At 54.9% G+C, this 15,037-nt stretch carries 17 protein-coding genes; 11 read left to right on the plus strand and 6 right to left on the minus strand.

Annotated features, from left to right (window positions below; genetic code table 11):
- Positions 1 to 59 precede the first annotated feature (59 nt).
- From BP07_RS06755 to BP07_RS06765, 3 genes are all read right to left on the minus strand, one after another.
- Positions 60 to 683, minus strand: coding sequence for a biotin transporter BioY (locus tag BP07_RS06755; protein ID WP_211247077.1), 624 nt, complete (start codon positions 681 to 683; stop codon positions 60 to 62).
- A 279-nt stretch (positions 684 to 962) separates the two neighbouring features.
- Complete coding sequence (gene ppcA / locus BP07_RS06760) at positions 963 to 2,420, minus strand: phosphoenolpyruvate carboxylase (protein WP_042687251.1); 1,458 nt, start codon at positions 2,418 to 2,420, stop codon at positions 963 to 965.
- 16 nt (positions 2,421 to 2,436) lie between these two features.
- The gene (locus BP07_RS06765) at positions 2,437 to 2,796 is read right to left on the minus strand and encodes a carbonic anhydrase (protein WP_042687253.1); all 360 of its coding nucleotides are present in this window, start codon (positions 2,794 to 2,796) and stop codon (positions 2,437 to 2,439) included.
- Positions 2,797 to 2,965: 169 nt separating this feature from the next.
- Here BP07_RS06765 and BP07_RS06770 point away from each other — a divergent pair, with 169 nt between their 5' ends.
- From BP07_RS06770 to BP07_RS09030, 8 genes are read left to right on the plus strand one after another with little or no spacing between them, the layout of a single operon-like run.
- Entirely contained in the window at positions 2,966 to 3,988 is a 1,023-nt protein-coding gene (locus tag BP07_RS06770; RefSeq protein ID WP_042687257.1) for a radical SAM/SPASM domain-containing protein, read from the plus strand.
- Entirely contained in the window at positions 3,988 to 4,431 is a 444-nt protein-coding gene (ahbA, locus tag BP07_RS06775; RefSeq protein ID WP_042687260.1) for a siroheme decarboxylase subunit alpha, read from the plus strand. Before BP07_RS06770 ends, ahbA begins: the two co-directional genes overlap by 1 nt.
- Positions 4,428 to 5,573 carry a methanogenesis marker 9 domain-containing protein gene (locus BP07_RS06780; protein WP_042687262.1) on the plus strand — a complete coding sequence of 382 codons (1,146 nt, stop codon included), beginning with the start codon at positions 4,428 to 4,430 and terminating at the stop codon, positions 5,571 to 5,573. Before ahbA ends, BP07_RS06780 begins: the two co-directional genes overlap by 4 nt.
- A 48-nt stretch (positions 5,574 to 5,621) precedes the next feature.
- Positions 5,622 to 6,821, plus strand: a complete 1,200-nt coding sequence (locus BP07_RS06785; protein ID WP_042687265.1) for a methionine adenosyltransferase — start codon at positions 5,622 to 5,624, stop codon at positions 6,819 to 6,821.
- 10 nt (positions 6,822 to 6,831) lie between these two features.
- Positions 6,832 to 8,967, plus strand: a complete 2,136-nt coding sequence (purL, locus tag BP07_RS06790) for a phosphoribosylformylglycinamidine synthase subunit PurL (protein ID WP_276624258.1) — start codon at positions 6,832 to 6,834, stop codon at positions 8,965 to 8,967.
- Positions 8,964 to 9,485: a fibrillarin-like rRNA/tRNA 2'-O-methyltransferase gene (locus tag BP07_RS06795; RefSeq protein WP_052353319.1), complete on the plus strand. Its 522-nt coding sequence runs from the start codon at positions 8,964 to 8,966 to the stop codon at positions 9,483 to 9,485. The genes purL and BP07_RS06795 overlap by 4 nt, the downstream gene beginning before the upstream one ends.
- Positions 9,482 to 10,054 (plus strand): DUF366 family protein, encoded by a 573-nt coding sequence (locus BP07_RS06800; protein ID WP_042687268.1) that lies wholly within the window; start codon positions 9,482 to 9,484, stop codon positions 10,052 to 10,054. Before BP07_RS06795 ends, BP07_RS06800 begins: the two co-directional genes overlap by 4 nt.
- A complete protein-coding gene (locus BP07_RS09030) occupies positions 10,051 to 10,518 on the plus strand; it encodes a TIGR00304 family membrane protein (protein ID WP_052353320.1) in 468 nt (155 codons plus the stop codon). The genes BP07_RS06800 and BP07_RS09030 overlap by 4 nt, the downstream gene beginning before the upstream one ends.
- Here the strand turns inward: BP07_RS09030 and BP07_RS06810 are convergent.
- Complete coding sequence (locus tag BP07_RS06810) at positions 10,496 to 10,786, minus strand: hypothetical protein (RefSeq protein ID WP_042687270.1); 291 nt, start codon at positions 10,784 to 10,786, stop codon at positions 10,496 to 10,498. The genes BP07_RS09030 and BP07_RS06810 overlap by 23 nt on opposite strands.
- Positions 10,787 to 10,865: 79 nt before the next feature.
- On the opposite strand from BP07_RS06810, the gene BP07_RS06815 reads away from it, so the two are divergent.
- Positions 10,866 to 11,921, plus strand: a complete 1,056-nt coding sequence (locus tag BP07_RS06815; protein ID WP_042687273.1) for a DUF2117 domain-containing protein — start codon at positions 10,866 to 10,868, stop codon at positions 11,919 to 11,921.
- A 152-nt stretch (positions 11,922 to 12,073) separates the two neighbouring features.
- Here BP07_RS06815 and BP07_RS06820 read toward each other — a convergent pair whose 3' ends face one another.
- Positions 12,074 to 12,415 (minus strand): RNA-guided endonuclease InsQ/TnpB family protein, encoded by a 342-nt coding sequence (locus BP07_RS06820; protein WP_052353321.1) that lies wholly within the window; start codon positions 12,413 to 12,415, stop codon positions 12,074 to 12,076.
- Between the two features lie 78 nt (positions 12,416 to 12,493).
- Between BP07_RS06820 and BP07_RS06825 the strand changes: the two genes are divergently transcribed.
- Positions 12,494 to 13,465, plus strand: coding sequence for a radical SAM protein (locus BP07_RS06825; RefSeq protein WP_042687276.1), 972 nt, complete (start codon positions 12,494 to 12,496; stop codon positions 13,463 to 13,465).
- A 10-nt stretch (positions 13,466 to 13,475) separates the two neighbouring features.
- Here BP07_RS06825 and hisC read toward each other — a convergent pair whose 3' ends face one another.
- Positions 13,476 to 14,561: a histidinol-phosphate transaminase gene (gene hisC / locus BP07_RS06830; protein WP_042687277.1), complete on the minus strand. Its 1,086-nt coding sequence runs from the start codon at positions 14,559 to 14,561 to the stop codon at positions 13,476 to 13,478.
- Between the two features lie 146 nt (positions 14,562 to 14,707).
- On the opposite strand from hisC, the gene BP07_RS06835 reads away from it, so the two are divergent.
- The gene (locus tag BP07_RS06835) at positions 14,708 to 15,025 is read left to right on the plus strand and encodes a MarR family transcriptional regulator (protein WP_052353322.1); all 318 of its coding nucleotides are present in this window, start codon (positions 14,708 to 14,710) and stop codon (positions 15,023 to 15,025) included.
- Positions 15,026 to 15,037 lie beyond the last annotated feature (12 nt).

Genomic DNA, 15,037 nt, shown 5'->3' on the forward strand with positions numbered 1-15,037 from the left:
CGGTGCCATGTCCACAAAGCCCCTTCCGTGAGGAAGGGGCAGAAGGGATGCCCTGCCACTCAGCAGAACCTCTCCTTTGGCACAATTGCCCACGCACACCCGGAGGCGAGCACCGCCTTCAGGATGTCGCCCGGAAGGAATGGCAGGACGCCCTTTATGAGCAGCTCGAGCAGAGTGGGCGGGGTGGAGTGCGCACAGAGCCACGCGTAGAGTTGAAGAAGCCCGAGTCCATATATCACCACCGTTGCCAGAAGGAAGAGCCCGAGCAAGGACGGTGCCCTCCTCGTGCTGGGATGGGTGTCTGAAAGATAGCCCACGAGCCATGCGGCAACCACGAATCCAAGCAGGTATCCACCACTCGCTCCCAAGAGATGCTCATAGCCACCGCTCATGCCATAAAACCACGGCACTCCGATGGCGCCAAGGGCAACATATATGAGCTGTCCAACACCACCCCAGTGCCTTCCCAGCACCACCGCACCGACGAGCACCGCAAACGTCTGGGCAGTGATGGGCACGGGAGTCCAGGGCAAAAAGATGACCACCTGTGCCGCAAGCCCTGTGAGTGCTGCAAACCCGAGGGCAAGCAGCAGCTTGTACTCCCACTCGAGACAAGAGCGCCACTCAAAGAGTCTGAGCCGTGCACGCCTGTAGCCGCTTAAAAACTCCATGCAACCACCCACACTCTCACGGCGAGTATAGTATAAATTCTTTACTATTGGGTATGAGCACGAGTGGGGCGGCATTGGGCGCGACGCTCTGCAAGACCAAAAGATTGTAGAGCCCTCAGAAGAGACACGGGCCACCCTTGCTCTCCTCTCTCCTCGAGAGAGACAGAGAGCAGTTCATACTTTCAATCCTAAGTCTGATTTCAACATGCCTTCTTTTCCCTTATTTCTCTATAGTCTTTTTCCCATGCCTCCTCTCAGACCCCTTCTGTCGTCGACCCCCACTAATCGACATTATCCCAAGAATCTTCTCAAGTTTGCTGCTCTTAGGACATACTCTCCCAAATCTTCGGTTTTGTTTTCCTTTAATGACCCTATAATATGATCTGTTAGTTCTTTATGCTCTTCATCTGGCTGAAAGTCCACTGGAAAATCACTGACTATTGTTTCAAGACCCTTTGGTAAAAACGGTGTATCTTGGTTAAAGTATCTGAGGGCTTCCCCTAAATCATAATCAAAATTTACATAAACTTCTCTGATAAATTGAATGTCCTCTTCATCCAGTGCATTCAAACCCAAAATTTCTGGTGGCAAACCTAAGGAATAAAGAGCGGCTGTAAACGTTATCGCCCGTGGCAATGAGATTTTCCCTATACTACGTGAATACCCGAAGAGACCTATATGCAACTTCCTCCTCCTTCTACTCGGAACATACCTTGCAACTCTGTTGATTACTGGTGCTAATTCTATGATTTGTTTTTGGTATTCTTGAGAGTATTTCCCAATTATCTCCAAACACCTTTCTTCGTATATTTCATGGGGTGAGCGTGTTTTTCTTTCTTGGAGCTTTCTTATGGCCCTTTTAACTTCGTCAGGGGGATTGTCGTATTTGAATGCCGATTGAACGGTAAGGGTATGGGTGCTTGGATACTCTTTTGCAACTCTTTCTACTGTTTGTGGTCTGAGATTGCCCCTGAAAGGGGCCGAGCCAACACCCACAATGGGGTAAATTTCAACACCTATATCCTCAGATAAAGTTTGTAATCTCTGGAGAGCTATCTTGTTTAAAAGAACAGCGCTGACATGTCCGTAATTCATTGCTGGGTCTGACCTTGCCAAGAAGACTCTTTGATGTTCCACATCCTTATCTTTCAAATATTCTCTGGTCATGTTGTGTGCATCAAGCATGTGTTCCATATCTTCAAAAAGAGGTATCACGTTAATTATTTCAGGCTTGAATTCCCCAATCCATTCAGCGATTGTGATATCTCCCTCCCTAAATAGCTTATTCTGTTTCCCCACAACAAAATCGCAATAATACCTGTAGATTCTATCAAGACACATGGGAGAGGCAGTCATTGGTAAGATGACCTCGAATATTGGGGGTGTGTCATCCCCGTAAAATAGCTTGGCAGCGTCAAAAGACCTCGGTATGCTTTCCAATGTTTCCAGTAAAATTTTTGCCTCGGCTTTCTCCACTGTTGGATTTGGAACCCTTAAAGTTATGAACACGTCTCTACCCAGTCGTGTCTCCCGGAAGAACGATTCATATTTTGTCAATAATTTTTTGACCACAAAATTATCGACTTCCTTGCCTTCACAATCCCACATCTGCTCATCACAACCCAGATGAGAGAAGACGTAGTATGCCTCCTGTATTTCGTCTTCCCCGCCAAGTTCAGTGCTCTCTGCAAAAAACGGTAAATGCACATTATCAGGGTGCTGCGTGCTCATGCATTTTGGTATCTTCATAAATAAAACCTCCTCTTTATTTTTTGGTTATCTCTTCAACCTTTCCTTCATTCGATACCCATAATCCTAGTGGGGAATGTCTTAATCTTTTTATTTTTTCTACAGCGATAAGAATTTGTTTCTTATGCGTTTCATCGTCCACGGGATTTCCCCCACCATCATGGTGTCCTACGATAAAAATAATGTTCGAGTTGTGTTTCGTAAGCGATATATCTATTCTGTCCATATTTGAATAATTTTCATCCACTAAAACACCATCCATTCCAGCCTCTGTTATCATATCAACATAATCAACAGCATAATTCTCCTTTATCCAATGGATAACAGGTAATTGCACTCTACCATCCATACAATTTAAGCAGGTGGCAAATTTCATTTTTACCGCTTTGTGGTTTTCTTACAGATAATATAAAACATCTTCGATGTGTCATGTTTTGTGAGGTGGCAGTTAAAATTGCCCAATGCTGGCACGTCCCACACCTCTCAACGCATCCACCACTGCCCGCAGGAAAACCCTTTTAAATTGGGGAGCGCTCGTAGGTTCAATGATGCTGGCACACCCCCTTAAGGTGGTGGCATGGGAGCTCACGGGTGCGTGCAACCTCAGATGCACCCACTGCAGAGCGTCTGCCGGGGCTTCCTCCAAGGACGAGCTCACCACCGATGAGGCTCTCTTCCTGATAGACTCGCTCGCCCCCCACAGCCCGATGCTCATCATGACAGGGGGCGAGCCCCTGATGAGAAAAGACCTGTTTGAGTTGCTCGCCCATGCCAAGCGAAGGGGCGTAAGATGCGTGCTCTCCACCAACGGCACGATGCTCACACCTTCCCTTGCCATGCGCATACGAGAGAATGGTGTTGAGAGGGTGAGCATAAGTCTCGATGGAGCCACCCCCTCGACCCACGACCACATACGGGGGAGGGGAGCCTTTGAGGGAGCCATTGAGGGAGCAAGATGCGCCCTTGAGGCTGGGCTCGAGCTTCAGATAAACACCACCTTCACGAGGGGGAACATCCATGAGAAGGAAGCCATACTGGAGCTGGCGAGGGAGCTGGGGGCAGTTGCCCTTCACGTGTTCATGCTCGTGCCCACTGGAAGGGGTAGGGGTGGGGAGGAGATGAGCCCACCTCAGTACGAGGACACATTGCGATGGCTCCATGAGGCTGCTCTGTGCCATCCAGAGATGGAGATCAGGCCCACGTGTGCCCCCCACTACGTCAGGATAGTGAGCGAGATGGAGGGCATCGTGCCCACAAGGAGGATGGGATGTCTTGGGGGAATCACATTCTGCTTCATATCGAGAAGGGGGGAGGTGTACCCATGCGGGTATCTGCCCCTCAAGGCGGGCAGCATACGAGAGAGCTCAATCGATGAGATATGGGAGAACTCCCCTCTCTTTGCCCGGCTGAGGGAGCCAGAGGCCCTTGGTGGAAAGTGTGGAGAATGCAAGTATAGGGTCGCATGTGGGGGGTGCAGGGCAAGGGCGTACGCCCTCACAGGGGATGTGCTGGGACCAGAGCCCTTCTGCATCCACACCCCCATACCCGTGGAGGAGAGGGAACGATAGTGGACGAGCTGGATAGAAGGATTGTGGACGTGCTGCACACTGGCTTTCCGCTCGAGGCAGAGCCCTATGCCAAAATCGCAAGGGAGCTTGGCATCAGTGAGGAGGAGCTAATGGACAGGGTGCGCTCCCTCATGGATAGGGGAATCATACGCAGGATTGCCCCCATCCTGAACACCCAGAGGGTGGGAGTATGCAGCACTCTCGTTGCCCTGAAGGTCCCAAGCGAGGAGATGGAGAGGGTGGCAGAGAGAATCAATAGCTATGAGGAGGTGTCCCACAACTACGAGCGTGAGCACGAGTACAACATGTGGTTTACAGTCTCTGCCCCAAACCAAAGGCGGCTCGAGCGGATACTCTCCGATATCAGCGCACTTGGATATCCCATGCTAAACCTTCCCACCGTGAAGGTGTTCAAGATAAACGTGAGGTTTGATATAGTATGATTGCACAAGGCTATCTTACCATCTCATGTCCAGTTGCCACCTCTGCCATGTCTGGCATCACCGATGCCTCGTTCGTGAAGAGGTTCGAGGATGCGGGTCTCGTGACGATAGGTGGGTACTCCATCGATGAGCCCACCATCGAGGCATCCAGAAGGATGAGCGAGAGGGGAAGAAGGGAGTTCCTGATAGATGAGCCCTTTGAGCACATCGAGCAGGAGCTTGAGCAGCTCTCTGGCAGGACGGTGGCAGTGAACGTGAGGGCGTCCTCGCTCACACCCCTGATGGAGCTTGCACCCATCATCGCAGAGCACCGTGGGGTGCTGGAAATCGACGCCCATTGCAGACAGCCCGAGATGATGGAGGTCGGGGCTGGACAGGCCCTGTTGCACCAGCCCCACAGGCTCGTGGAATGGGTGAGAAGGCTCAAAGAGACGGGTGTGGTGCTCTCCCTGAAGATGAGGACAAACATCACCAATGAGGTCGCGCTTGCCCGGGCGCTCGAGGGTGCTGGGCTGGACATGCTGCACCTCGACTGCATGGGAGCCCAGAGAAGGGGTGAGTACGCACCCACAGACCATCGCCCCCTGAGGGCGGTGAGGAATGCCACATCGCTTCTCATCATAGGCAACAATGGTGTGAGAGATTACGAGAGCGCCAAGAAGATGTTCTCTAAGGGAGCCGATATGGTATCGGTGGCGCGCCCTCTCGTGGAAAATCCAGAGGTGGTGGGTGCGCTTTCGAGAACCCTCAAGAAGATGGAGGCAGCCTATGGATGGTACAACATGCCCTCCCACATCTGTGCCGGAGGGGACCTGAGGGGGCTCGCGTTCTGCTGTGCTCCTGTGAAGAACTGCCCTCTCCAGTCCGTGCTGAAGCAGATTGGTCTCTCGCCAGCGGAGTTCATGCGCCTCAAAGAGAGCCTTGTGGCAGGCACGCCACTCGAGCAGGGAGAGGGCACCTGCTTTGGCTCGCTCGCTTACTGCTGCAAGCCCACGAGGGCATGTCCCTACAGGGATGCCGCCCTCGCCCGTGCTGGTATCTCCCTCAAGCAGTATGCTCAGTACAAGCGCAAGCTTGCGCAGGACATCGTGCACGTCCTAAAAAGGCGCAGTGCTCGGCAGAGGGTGAGCAAACATAGATAAGGAAGATGAGATTCTGATAGCTTTAAGCCAAGCAGATGGTGGGGACTGATGCTCATGAAGAACATCGAGGTAGAAGCAATCCATCAGGTGCCCATGGAGGAGCAAAAGATAGAGATTGTGGAGAGAAAGGGGATAGGGCATCCAGACAGCATCGCCGATGGTATAGCAGAGGCGATGAGCAGAGCACTGTGCAAGGAATATAAAAAGCGCTTTGGGGTGATTCTGCATCACAACACCGATGAGACCCAGATAGTGGCTGGACGCTCTTTGCCAGCATTTGGGGGAGGAGAGGTGATTTCACCCATATACATTCTTCTCGTGGGCAGGGCAACAAACGAGTTCGATGGGCACGCCATTCCCACCAACAGGGTGGTGGTCAGGGCAGCGAGGGACTACCTGCACGAAAACTTTCCAAACCTTCTGGATGAGTACGTGATAATAGACTGCAGGCTGGGTGTGGGCTCATCTGACCTGAGGGACGTGTTCAACCGAAAGCACAACGCTCCCCTCGCCAACGACACCTCGTTTGGGGTGGCACACGCACCCCTCTCCGAGACAGAGAGCCTCGTGTACCACACCGAGAGATTCCTGATAGAGAAGCTCAGAAAGCGGCTTCCCGCCATCGGTGAGGACATAAAGGTGATGGGACTGAGAAGGGAGGATAGAATATCCCTCACAGTGGCATGTGCCATGATAGACAAGTATGTGGAGGACATTGACCACTACGTGCAGATAAAGGAGCAGATACGGGACGAGATTGAGGGCATCGTGCCCATGTACACCCAGAGGGAGGTGGACGTGTTCGTAAACACCGCCGATGATATCGACAAGGGGTCGTGCTATCTGACCGTGACGGGCACCTCGGCAGAGATGGGGGACGATGGCTCAGTGGGCAGGGGCAACAGGTGTAATGGACTCATCACGCCCTTTAGACCCATGAGTATGGAGGCAACGAGCGGAAAGAACCCACTGAACCACGTGGGAAAGCTGTACAACCTGCTCTCAAGGGAGATTGCCAACGAGATTGCAGCAGAGGTGGAGGGCGTGAAGGAGGTATATGTGCGGGTGCTCTCTCAGATTGGAAAGCCCATAGACGAGCCCCTCCTCGCCAGCGTCCAGTTCATACCCGATGGAAAACAGCACACAGAGCGCATCAGAAGGCAGAGCGAGGAGATTGTGGACAGATGGCTCGACAACATACCACAAATAACCGACATGGTGGCAGATGGCAAGCTCTCCACATTCTGAGGAGGAGTTCATGATTCTTCCCCGAGAGGACTTCGAGGTCATCACGCGGGCGCTGGGCAGGGAGCCCAACATCGTGGAGCAGGGGTGCTTTCTGAACCTGTGGAGCGAGCACTGCTCATACAGGTCGAGTGCCTCGGTGCTCTCCACCCTTCCCACCACTGGCGAGCGTGTGCTCGTGGGGCCCGGTGATGATGCTGCAGTCGTACGACTCGAGAACGGATGGGCGCTTGCCATAGGCATGGAGTCCCACAACCATCCCTCCTATGTTGACCCCTACAACGGTGCGGCAACTGGGGTGGGGGGCATAGTCAGGGACATACTATCCATGGGCGCAAGACCAATTGCCCTGATGGACCCCCTGTACTTTGGAGGGCTGGAAAAGCCCAAGAATGTGTATCTCTTCGAGCACGTGGTGGCTGGCATCGCCGACTATGGCAACTGCATAGGTGTGCCCGTGGTGAGGGGCGAGGTGTTCTTCCACGACAGCTACAGCGGCAATCCCCTCGTGAACGTGGTGTGCATAGGGCTCGTGAGGGAGGAAAACATCACGACCTCTGTGTCCAAGAGGGCGGGGGATGCGCTCGTGCTCATCGGCTCCACCACGGGCAGAGACGGTCTGGGGGGCGCCTCATTTGCCTCGAGAGACCTTTCGAGCTGCTCGGATGAGGACAGACCAAGCGTGCAGATTGGAGACCCATACACCGAAAAGCTGCTGATAGAGGCCACCCTCGAGGCGATTCAGAAGGGGCTCGTCAGGGCGTGCAAGGACCTTGGTGCGGCAGGGCTCACGGGGGCGTCCACTGAGCTTGCCGCCAAGGGCGGTCTTGGCTTGCGCATATATGCGGACAGGGTACCGCTCAGAGAGGAGGGGCTCACCGCATACGAGATTCTCATAGCAGAATCACAGGAGAGAATGGTGCTCGAGGTCGCCCCAGAGAACGTGGACGAGGTGCTCTCAATCGCCGAAAGATATGACCTCGCCCATGCAGTGGTGGGCGAGCTCACCGAGGAGAAGAGATTCGTGGTGATGTTCAGGGGCGAGGTGGTGGTGGATGTGCCCATCGACCTGCTCGTGGGAGGCGCACCCATGTATGAGCGAGAGAGCACCCCACGAATAGCCGTGAGCGCTGAAAGGGCGCCAGAGGCGCACGACCTGAAAGAGGTGCTGCTCGGGCTGCTCTCCAGCCCCAACATCGCCTCAAAGGAGTGGGTGTATCGTCAGTATGACCACGAGGTGCAGATACGAACGCACACCAAGCCCGGGGAAGATGCGGGGGTGCTCGTGTGCCCAGAGGGATTCACGCTGGCGCTCTCCTGCGGGTGCAACCCAAGGCACGTGTCCCTCTCTCCATATGACGGCACCGCCCTGTCCGTGCTGGAGAATGCCTCCAATCTCGCGGTAAAGGGTGCTGAGCCCATAGCAATCGTGAACTGCCTGAACTTTGCAGACCCAGAGGATAGAGAGGTGTACTTCGATTTTGCAGAGAGCGTGAGGGGACTGGCAGAGGCAGCGAGGCTGCTCGGGGTGCCCGTGGTGGGTGGCAACGTGTCGTTCTACAACGAGAGCGAGGAGTTCGACACCAAGGTGCTGCCCACGCCCTCCATCGGCATGGTGGGCATCGTGCGCTCGAGGCACATCCCACCGATGCACCCAGTGGAAGGGCTCGAGCTCGTGCTCGTGGGAGACACCCATGCCGAGCTTGGCGGAAGTGAGTACTGTGCCCTCATGGGCTCCGATGGGGGCGCTGCGCCCACTATGAGAAGGGAGTATGTGAAAAACATCGAGGCAGTGAGAAGGGCCGTGGAAATGGGGCTGGTGAGCGCCGCCCACGACCTCTCCCTTGGTGGCCTTGCGGTGGGAGTGTGCAAGATGGCAGCCAAGTGCGGTGCAGTGGTGGAGCTGGACGAGGCTGCAAATGGGCTCACACCCACCGAGCTGCTGTTCTCGGAGAGCTACGGGAGGTTCCTGCTGGCAACCAAGGAGGCAAGCACCCTAATCGAAGAGCTTGGCGACGTGCCTGCATGGCACATCGGTCACACCGGGGAGGAGGATGTCCACATATCAGTGCGAGGGCAGAGGGTGGTGCTCCATTCGGACGAGCTCCTCCGTGCCGATGGCTCGCTCACACGGCTCATGAGAGTATGAGGCAGACGAAGTTACAGGTGCTGCTAAAAAGGCGACCCGTGGAGGTGCCAGCCGATGCCAGAGTGCTCTACCTCGGGGCGGGCTCGGGCGCCAACATCGGCGTGATGCGCTCCCTGCTACCACACTCGGTGATATATGCAGTGGAGGTTGCTCCTCTTCCCATGAGCAGGCTCCTGAAGGCATTTGCCAACGACGAGATGGTGATACCCATATATGCAGATGCACGCCATCCAGAGCGCTACGCCTGCATCGTGGACAAGGTGGACATGCTCTATCAGGACGTGGCTCAGCCCAATCAGGCAGAAATCGCCGTGAAAAATGCACAGTACTTTCTCGACGAGGGTATGCTGCTCATGATGTGCAAGCTCAAGAGCATAAGCAGCACGCTGCCAAAGAAAAGAATAATAGAGGAGGAGGGCAGCATACTGCAGCGGGCGTTTGAGGTGCTCGATGTGGTGTCCCTCTCACCAGCATTCAAGGAGCATGTGTGCTTTGTGGCACGGAGGGTGAGGACATGAAGGTCGAGGTGCTCGATGAGGTGCACACGTATGATGGAAGCCAGATGAGGCCCCTGTGGGCACACTCGGTGGGTGTGAAGGGCAGCTCCATCGTGGCGTTTCGAGGTCCCATGGATGTGAAAAGCATCTTGGACATGGAGGATGTGCACACCGATATCAGGGGAGACTGCCTCATTCACTTCATCGTGGAGAGGTTTGCCCATCCTCCCACCATGTGGGGTGCATACATGCTTCAGCGGCTGCTGGTGCTCATCCTGTGTGAGGTGCTCGAAGGATATGGCATAAGGGCTGTGCGTGAGGGGGACGATGTGTACGTGAACGGGGGCAAGCTCACGGTGTGCATCGCATCGGCATCCCCCTCATCCGAGAAGGTGCACTGCGGGGTGAACATCACGACCAGCGGCGTGCCAGAGGGTGTTTTGGCATCTGCCCTGAGCGAGATTGTGGAGGGATGGAATGAGGAGCGCTGGAAAGAGTTTGCCATCGCAGTGTGCCACAGGTTCGCACGGGAGATGCACGATATAGAGGAGGACATCGCGAAGACGAGGCCGCTGGGAGGCGAACCATGAGAACCATGAGAACCATGAGAACCATGAGGGCAATTGCGTGGGTGCTTCTCGGGTTGATTGTGCTCGCCCTTCTCATGGTGCTCTCTGGCGCTCCTGGGCAGTGGGGAGGGGTGGTACTCATAGGCCCCATACCCATAGTGCTCGCATCCTCCCCCACCATGGCGGTACTCACCATCGGCATGGCAATCGTGCTCATCGTGGTGGCAATGCTGCTCATGTATGTGAGTCCGCTCCGCCATGAGATGCATATCCCCACGGAAGAGAAGCATGCTGAGGAGCCTGCTGAGGAGCCTGCTGAGGAGCTTGCTGAGGAGGAGCCCAAGAGGAGGGTGGAGGGTGCGGCGGTGATTATGATAGGGCCCATTCCACTGGTGATTGGCTCAGATAAGCGCCTCGCACTCATCGCCATGGGGCTCGCTCTTGCCCTCATGGTGGTGTGGCTCATCTTCTTGCTTCTGCTATGAGAGCCTCGAGCGCCCTTAGCACCTCATGTGCCTGCTGCTCGTCCAGAACCCCCCTCAGATTGACCATTCCACTGCCATACACCATCAGCTCAACCCCCATCAGTGAAAAGCGGGCAACCTCCAGCCTTGGAGAGCATCTCACATTCCCAACCCCCTCTGCGAGTGAGAGCGTCTGGCACAGCCTTGCAAAGCCCACCCCAAGCTCCACCCTTGCCTCTGCGATATACCCCTCTCCTTCCATACAGGGCCTCAGCATCTTTATGTCCATCTGCAGAGCGCTCTCATTTGGGGGATATAGAGCTTGCCTTTGGGCGCAATGTTGAAGTAATCTTCCATGGTGCTCCCCTATGATGAGGATAGGGGTGGTGGTTCACGGACCTGAGGTGATATACAGCGGCTTTGCCAGCCATGTGCTCGATGTGCTCGAGGGATACGGAGAGGTGGAGGCAAGGCTCGGTGGCACGATGGGAAAGTGCGCGCTGTTCGATGTGGGCGAGCACAGGATAGATATGCTCAGCGAGGCGCCAAGCGAGTCCGTGAATGCCCTCTCTGCGTGCGATGTGGTGGTGCTCGCAAATCAGGCAAAGAGCATGGAGTCCGCACTCGCATTTGGGTACATGGTGGCCCAAAACTCCAGCTGTGATGCACTCTGTCAGGTGGAGCCCGGGATGTGCATTCCATGGAGGGGAAGAAAGGAGGGAGAGCACATCGCCAGCATACTCTCTCTGAATATCGTGGAGCCCATTGTGGAGCCCTCTACCATATCGGGTGTTAAACGGCAGGGCTCCACTGTGATGAGAAGGGTGAATGGTGTGAGGGCTGGAGAGAGCATACGGGTAAACGGCATCGTGGTGGGAAGGGCAACGAGCAGCAATGTGGTCCTCGTGGAGAGAAACGGAAAGATTGTGGACATAGTGGGAGGTGTGCTAAAGAGGCACGGCGTGGAAAAGCTCGGACGCGTGAACCTCGAGAATGCCATCGTGCGCACGGGCATGCTCAGACGGTGTGTGGCAAGACGCCGCGTGGTGTCCACAAAGGGAAGCACGATATACCTGATAGACCACGATGCAGAGCACTGCTTTGAGCTCGCTCCTCGAGCTATGGGGGCAATAACGGTGGGGGACGACACCACCACGATATGTGCAGACATCCTCTCGAGGTTCTCGGTGCCAGTTTTGGGCATAGTGGACGGCGATCTGGATGGCAGCCTCGTGGACAGCACGATTTGCCCGGGCTCACTCATCTTAAGGGTAAGAAAGGGGTGTGATGATATCGTGGGAAAGCTCGTGAGAAGGCGGCTGTTCAAAGGGGGCACATTCATCTCTGGCAAATGCTTTGACGAGGTGAGGGCAGAGGTGCTCGATATCGCGGATAGATGGATTGTGGATGCTGCTCATATGTAGCAGCAGTTGATTACTCTGTAATCTCTGTGACCTCCTCCCCCACTAAAGTCGGGGGCTTCCACCGGAAGCCCTTGGGGGAGGTTGGGGAGTGTGCCAAAGGCGCTCCCCTTCGGGCTGGGTCACAGCAGCCCCTGCCATGAGCACGGCTCGTTTCAATTTTTAGCTCCGTTAATACCGGCATTTACCTGATAGCCGCAATCCTCGCAGATGAAAACTCCCTGAGAAGGTCTTTCCGTGTTCATTGAACCACAACGGGAGCATTGCTTTGAAGTGTTGTACTCTGGAACTTCTATTACTGCAATTCCTCTTTCCATTGCTTTGTATTTGATGTATTCCTTTAAGCGGTAGAAGGGTATCGAATTAACCTTTCTGTTCACCTTTCTTCCTTTGTTGTTGTTTCTGACTCCGTTTAGATTACCTATGGCGATTATTGCGTTGTGCTTCTCTGCTTCATCAACTATATCTTTGGCTATCTTGTGTAGCTCATTATTCACAACACCTCCCCTTGCGGAAGGGGGTCCTGCAAGCAACGGGAAGATAAACCTTTTTAGTCTTGGGCCCATGTGCACGTCATGGGCGCTCCCACGATGATGCTAAGGGCCCTGTGGCAGCTCAAGGTAAGGCACAGACCCGTGATACTCTCCCACACGATAAACGCGAAATGTAACCTCAGATGTGCGTTCTGCCCCTACTCGAGGCGGAATGGAAAGGAGATGAGCACAGAGGAGGTCAAGCGGCTGCTCAGCGAGGCTCGGGCAATGGGCATCGTGGTGTATAACGTGTGGGCAACTGAGCCCCTGCTGAGGGCAGACCTTCCCGAGTGTCTTGGATATGCGAAGTCGCTGGGAATGAGCACGTCCATGATTACCAACGGGCTGCTGCTCTCAGAGCGAATAGACGAGCTGGTGGACGTCGTGGACTACCTCTCGGTCTCGCTGGATGGCATTCAGTCCTACAGCGAACTCAGGGGGGCAGATGTGAATGTGGTGCTGGATGGAATACGCATTGCAAGAGAGCAGGGAATGGACGTGCTGCTCAACTGTGTAATCAACGAGCGCAACCTGCATGAGCTTGGAGAGCTGGCAGCGCTCGCCCACAGGCTCGGATGCCTCATATCCTTCGAGCCCGTTGCGGAGTATGAAGAAATACCCAAGAGCACGTGGGAGGAGCTGGGAATACGAAGCAGGGAGCGATACGAGCAGGCGATAGATGGGCTGATGGAGCTAAAGAGAAGGGGACTTCCCATCATGAACTCGTATGCCTATCTCAGAATGATTCGAGAGCTAAAGCCCACATTCCGATGCCGTGTGGGCGAGCTGTTCTTGCACGTGGGGCTCGATGGCGAGGTGGTGAGCTGCAGGGAGAGGGAGCTAACGCTGGGCAGGGTGAGTGACGGGCTGAAGAGGGTGTGGCAAGAGACGAGCCAGAGAAGAAGGGAGATATCGAGCACGTGCGGGGGGTGCCTGTCGTTCGGATATGCCGAGTCGAGCATGGCGCTCGATGGAAATCTCGAGGTGATGCGAAACTACGGGAGGTATCTGTGAGGGCGTGAGTTTATAGCTCGGAGTGAATCTCCTTCATCGCCTCCACCACTCTTTTGGTCTGCTCCCTCGTACCCACACTGATGCGCACATAGGACTTGCCCATTCCATAAAAGCCGGTGCAGTCTCTCACGATGATGCCCTTCTTTAGCAGCCTCTCGCACACCTCTGCAGCGGTAAAGGGAGCAACGTCCACGAGCACGAAGTTTGCCTCTGAGGGGTACGTTTTGAACGGAATGTCATAGAGCAGCTCCCTGTCCCGCCTTATCCGCGACACACACTCTCTCATGTATTCGATGTCCGCAAGTGCCCCCTCGGCTGCTGCCTGCGCCACAGAGGAGAGGGCGAACGGCGTGGCAACCCTCTGGCAGGGCTCCATGAGACAGGAAGGGAGCACGCCATAGCCCACCCGCAAGCCCGCAAGCCCAAACGCCTTGGAGAGCGTTCGGCCAATGACCACGTTATCGTAGTCCAGCAGCTCACCGAGGAGGCTGCACGACGAGAACTCCACATACGCCTCGTCCACGAAAACGATTGCCCTTAGGGAGTCTGCCAGCTCCTCCACCACATCGAGGGGCACGGTGTTCCCGGTGGGGTTGTTGGGTGAGCACACGAACACGACCTTCGTGCGCTCTGATGCACGCTCGAGCACATCATGGGCGCACACCTCAAAGTGCTTCCTTGGTACGTGCACGACCCTTGCCCCACAGGCGAGGGAGGCAATCTCGTAGTACGAAAAGGTGGGTGAGGTGATTATCACCTCGTCTCCATCGCACACGAACGCTCTCAGCACATACTCTATTAGCCCGTCCATGCCGGGGGTGGGCAGCACCCTCTCTGGCTCTGTGCCCACGTACTCTGCCATCCGTTTCCTCAAGCCATGCATGGACTGGCTGGGGTACATATGCACGGTAGAGGCCACACGCTTTATTGCCTCCACCACCTCTGGAGAGGGGCCATAGGGATTCTCGTTTGACGCCAGCTTTGCGATGCTCTCTGGGACGAGCCCATATGCAGCAGCTATCTCCTCTATGCTCTTTCCAGCCACATATGGTGCTATGCTACCCACCTGTGGCTTGGGAGGGGGTGGGGGAGTCATGCAGCCCCCTTTGCTCCTCACAGCTACAAAAGCCTAACCCATGAATGGTGTGGAATGAGCCACGGCGTGCACACACAAAACTATCGTATATATACGATGGAAAAGCTTATATACTTAACAATGTTAATTATGTGTGGAGGCAGAATATGCAGAGAGGAGAACTCAAGAAGGATGTGAGCAGAGAGCAGATTGAGAGGCTGCCCCCGAGCGCCAAGCTGGTGTACAAGGTGCTCGAATACTCTGGGCCACTGACGCAGAAGGAGATTGCAAAGGAGACATATCTGCCAGCAAGAACGGTGAGGTATGCCCTCGACAGACTCAAGAGCGAGGATATGCTCATCGAGAAGTTCTATTTCAAGGATGCAAGACAGAGCCTCTACGAGCTCAAGCAACAGCACATCCCTCCCAAAGCCAGAACAAGAGGGATGGATGATACCTCTTTTCCAGTAGCACAACCATTATAAGTATTCCAGTAG

It is taken from the genome of Methermicoccus shengliensis DSM 18856, assembly GCF_000711905.1.
Classification (GTDB): domain Archaea; phylum Halobacteriota; class Methanosarcinia; order DSM-18856; family Methermicoccaceae; genus Methermicoccus; species Methermicoccus shengliensis.

Bases quoted from the DNA above. Each gene is read 5' to 3' on its own strand.
- BP07_RS09030 (WP_052353320.1), top strand. From the start codon at position 10,051: ATGAGAACCATGAGAACCATGAGAACCATGAGGGCAATTGCGTGGGTG.
- ppcA (WP_042687251.1), bottom strand. From the start codon at position 2,420: ATGAAGATACCAAAATGCATGAGCACGCAGCACCCTGATAATGTGCAT.
- BP07_RS06835 (WP_052353322.1), top strand. From the start codon at position 14,708: ATGCAGAGAGGAGAACTCAAGAAGGATGTGAGCAGAGAGCAGATTGAG.
- BP07_RS06825 (WP_042687276.1), top strand. From the start codon at position 12,494: ATGGGCGCTCCCACGATGATGCTAAGGGCCCTGTGGCAGCTCAAGGTA.
- BP07_RS06800 (WP_042687268.1), top strand. From the start codon at position 9,482: ATGAAGGTCGAGGTGCTCGATGAGGTGCACACGTATGATGGAAGCCAG.
- hisC (WP_042687277.1), bottom strand. From the start codon at position 14,561: ATGACTCCCCCACCCCCTCCCAAGCCACAGGTGGGTAGCATAGCACCA.
- BP07_RS06780 (WP_042687262.1), top strand. From the start codon at position 4,428: ATGATTGCACAAGGCTATCTTACCATCTCATGTCCAGTTGCCACCTCT.
- BP07_RS06815 (WP_042687273.1), top strand. From the start codon at position 10,866: ATGATGAGGATAGGGGTGGTGGTTCACGGACCTGAGGTGATATACAGC.
- BP07_RS06810 (WP_042687270.1), bottom strand. From the start codon at position 10,786: ATGGACATAAAGATGCTGAGGCCCTGTATGGAAGGAGAGGGGTATATC.
- BP07_RS06785 (WP_042687265.1), top strand. From the start codon at position 5,622: ATGCTCATGAAGAACATCGAGGTAGAAGCAATCCATCAGGTGCCCATG.
- BP07_RS06770 (WP_042687257.1), top strand. From the start codon at position 2,966: ATGATGCTGGCACACCCCCTTAAGGTGGTGGCATGGGAGCTCACGGGT.
- BP07_RS06765 (WP_042687253.1), bottom strand. From the start codon at position 2,796: ATGAAATTTGCCACCTGCTTAAATTGTATGGATGGTAGAGTGCAATTA.
- BP07_RS06795 (WP_052353319.1), top strand. From the start codon at position 8,964: ATGAGGCAGACGAAGTTACAGGTGCTGCTAAAAAGGCGACCCGTGGAG.
- purL (WP_276624258.1), top strand. From the start codon at position 6,832: ATGATTCTTCCCCGAGAGGACTTCGAGGTCATCACGCGGGCGCTGGGC.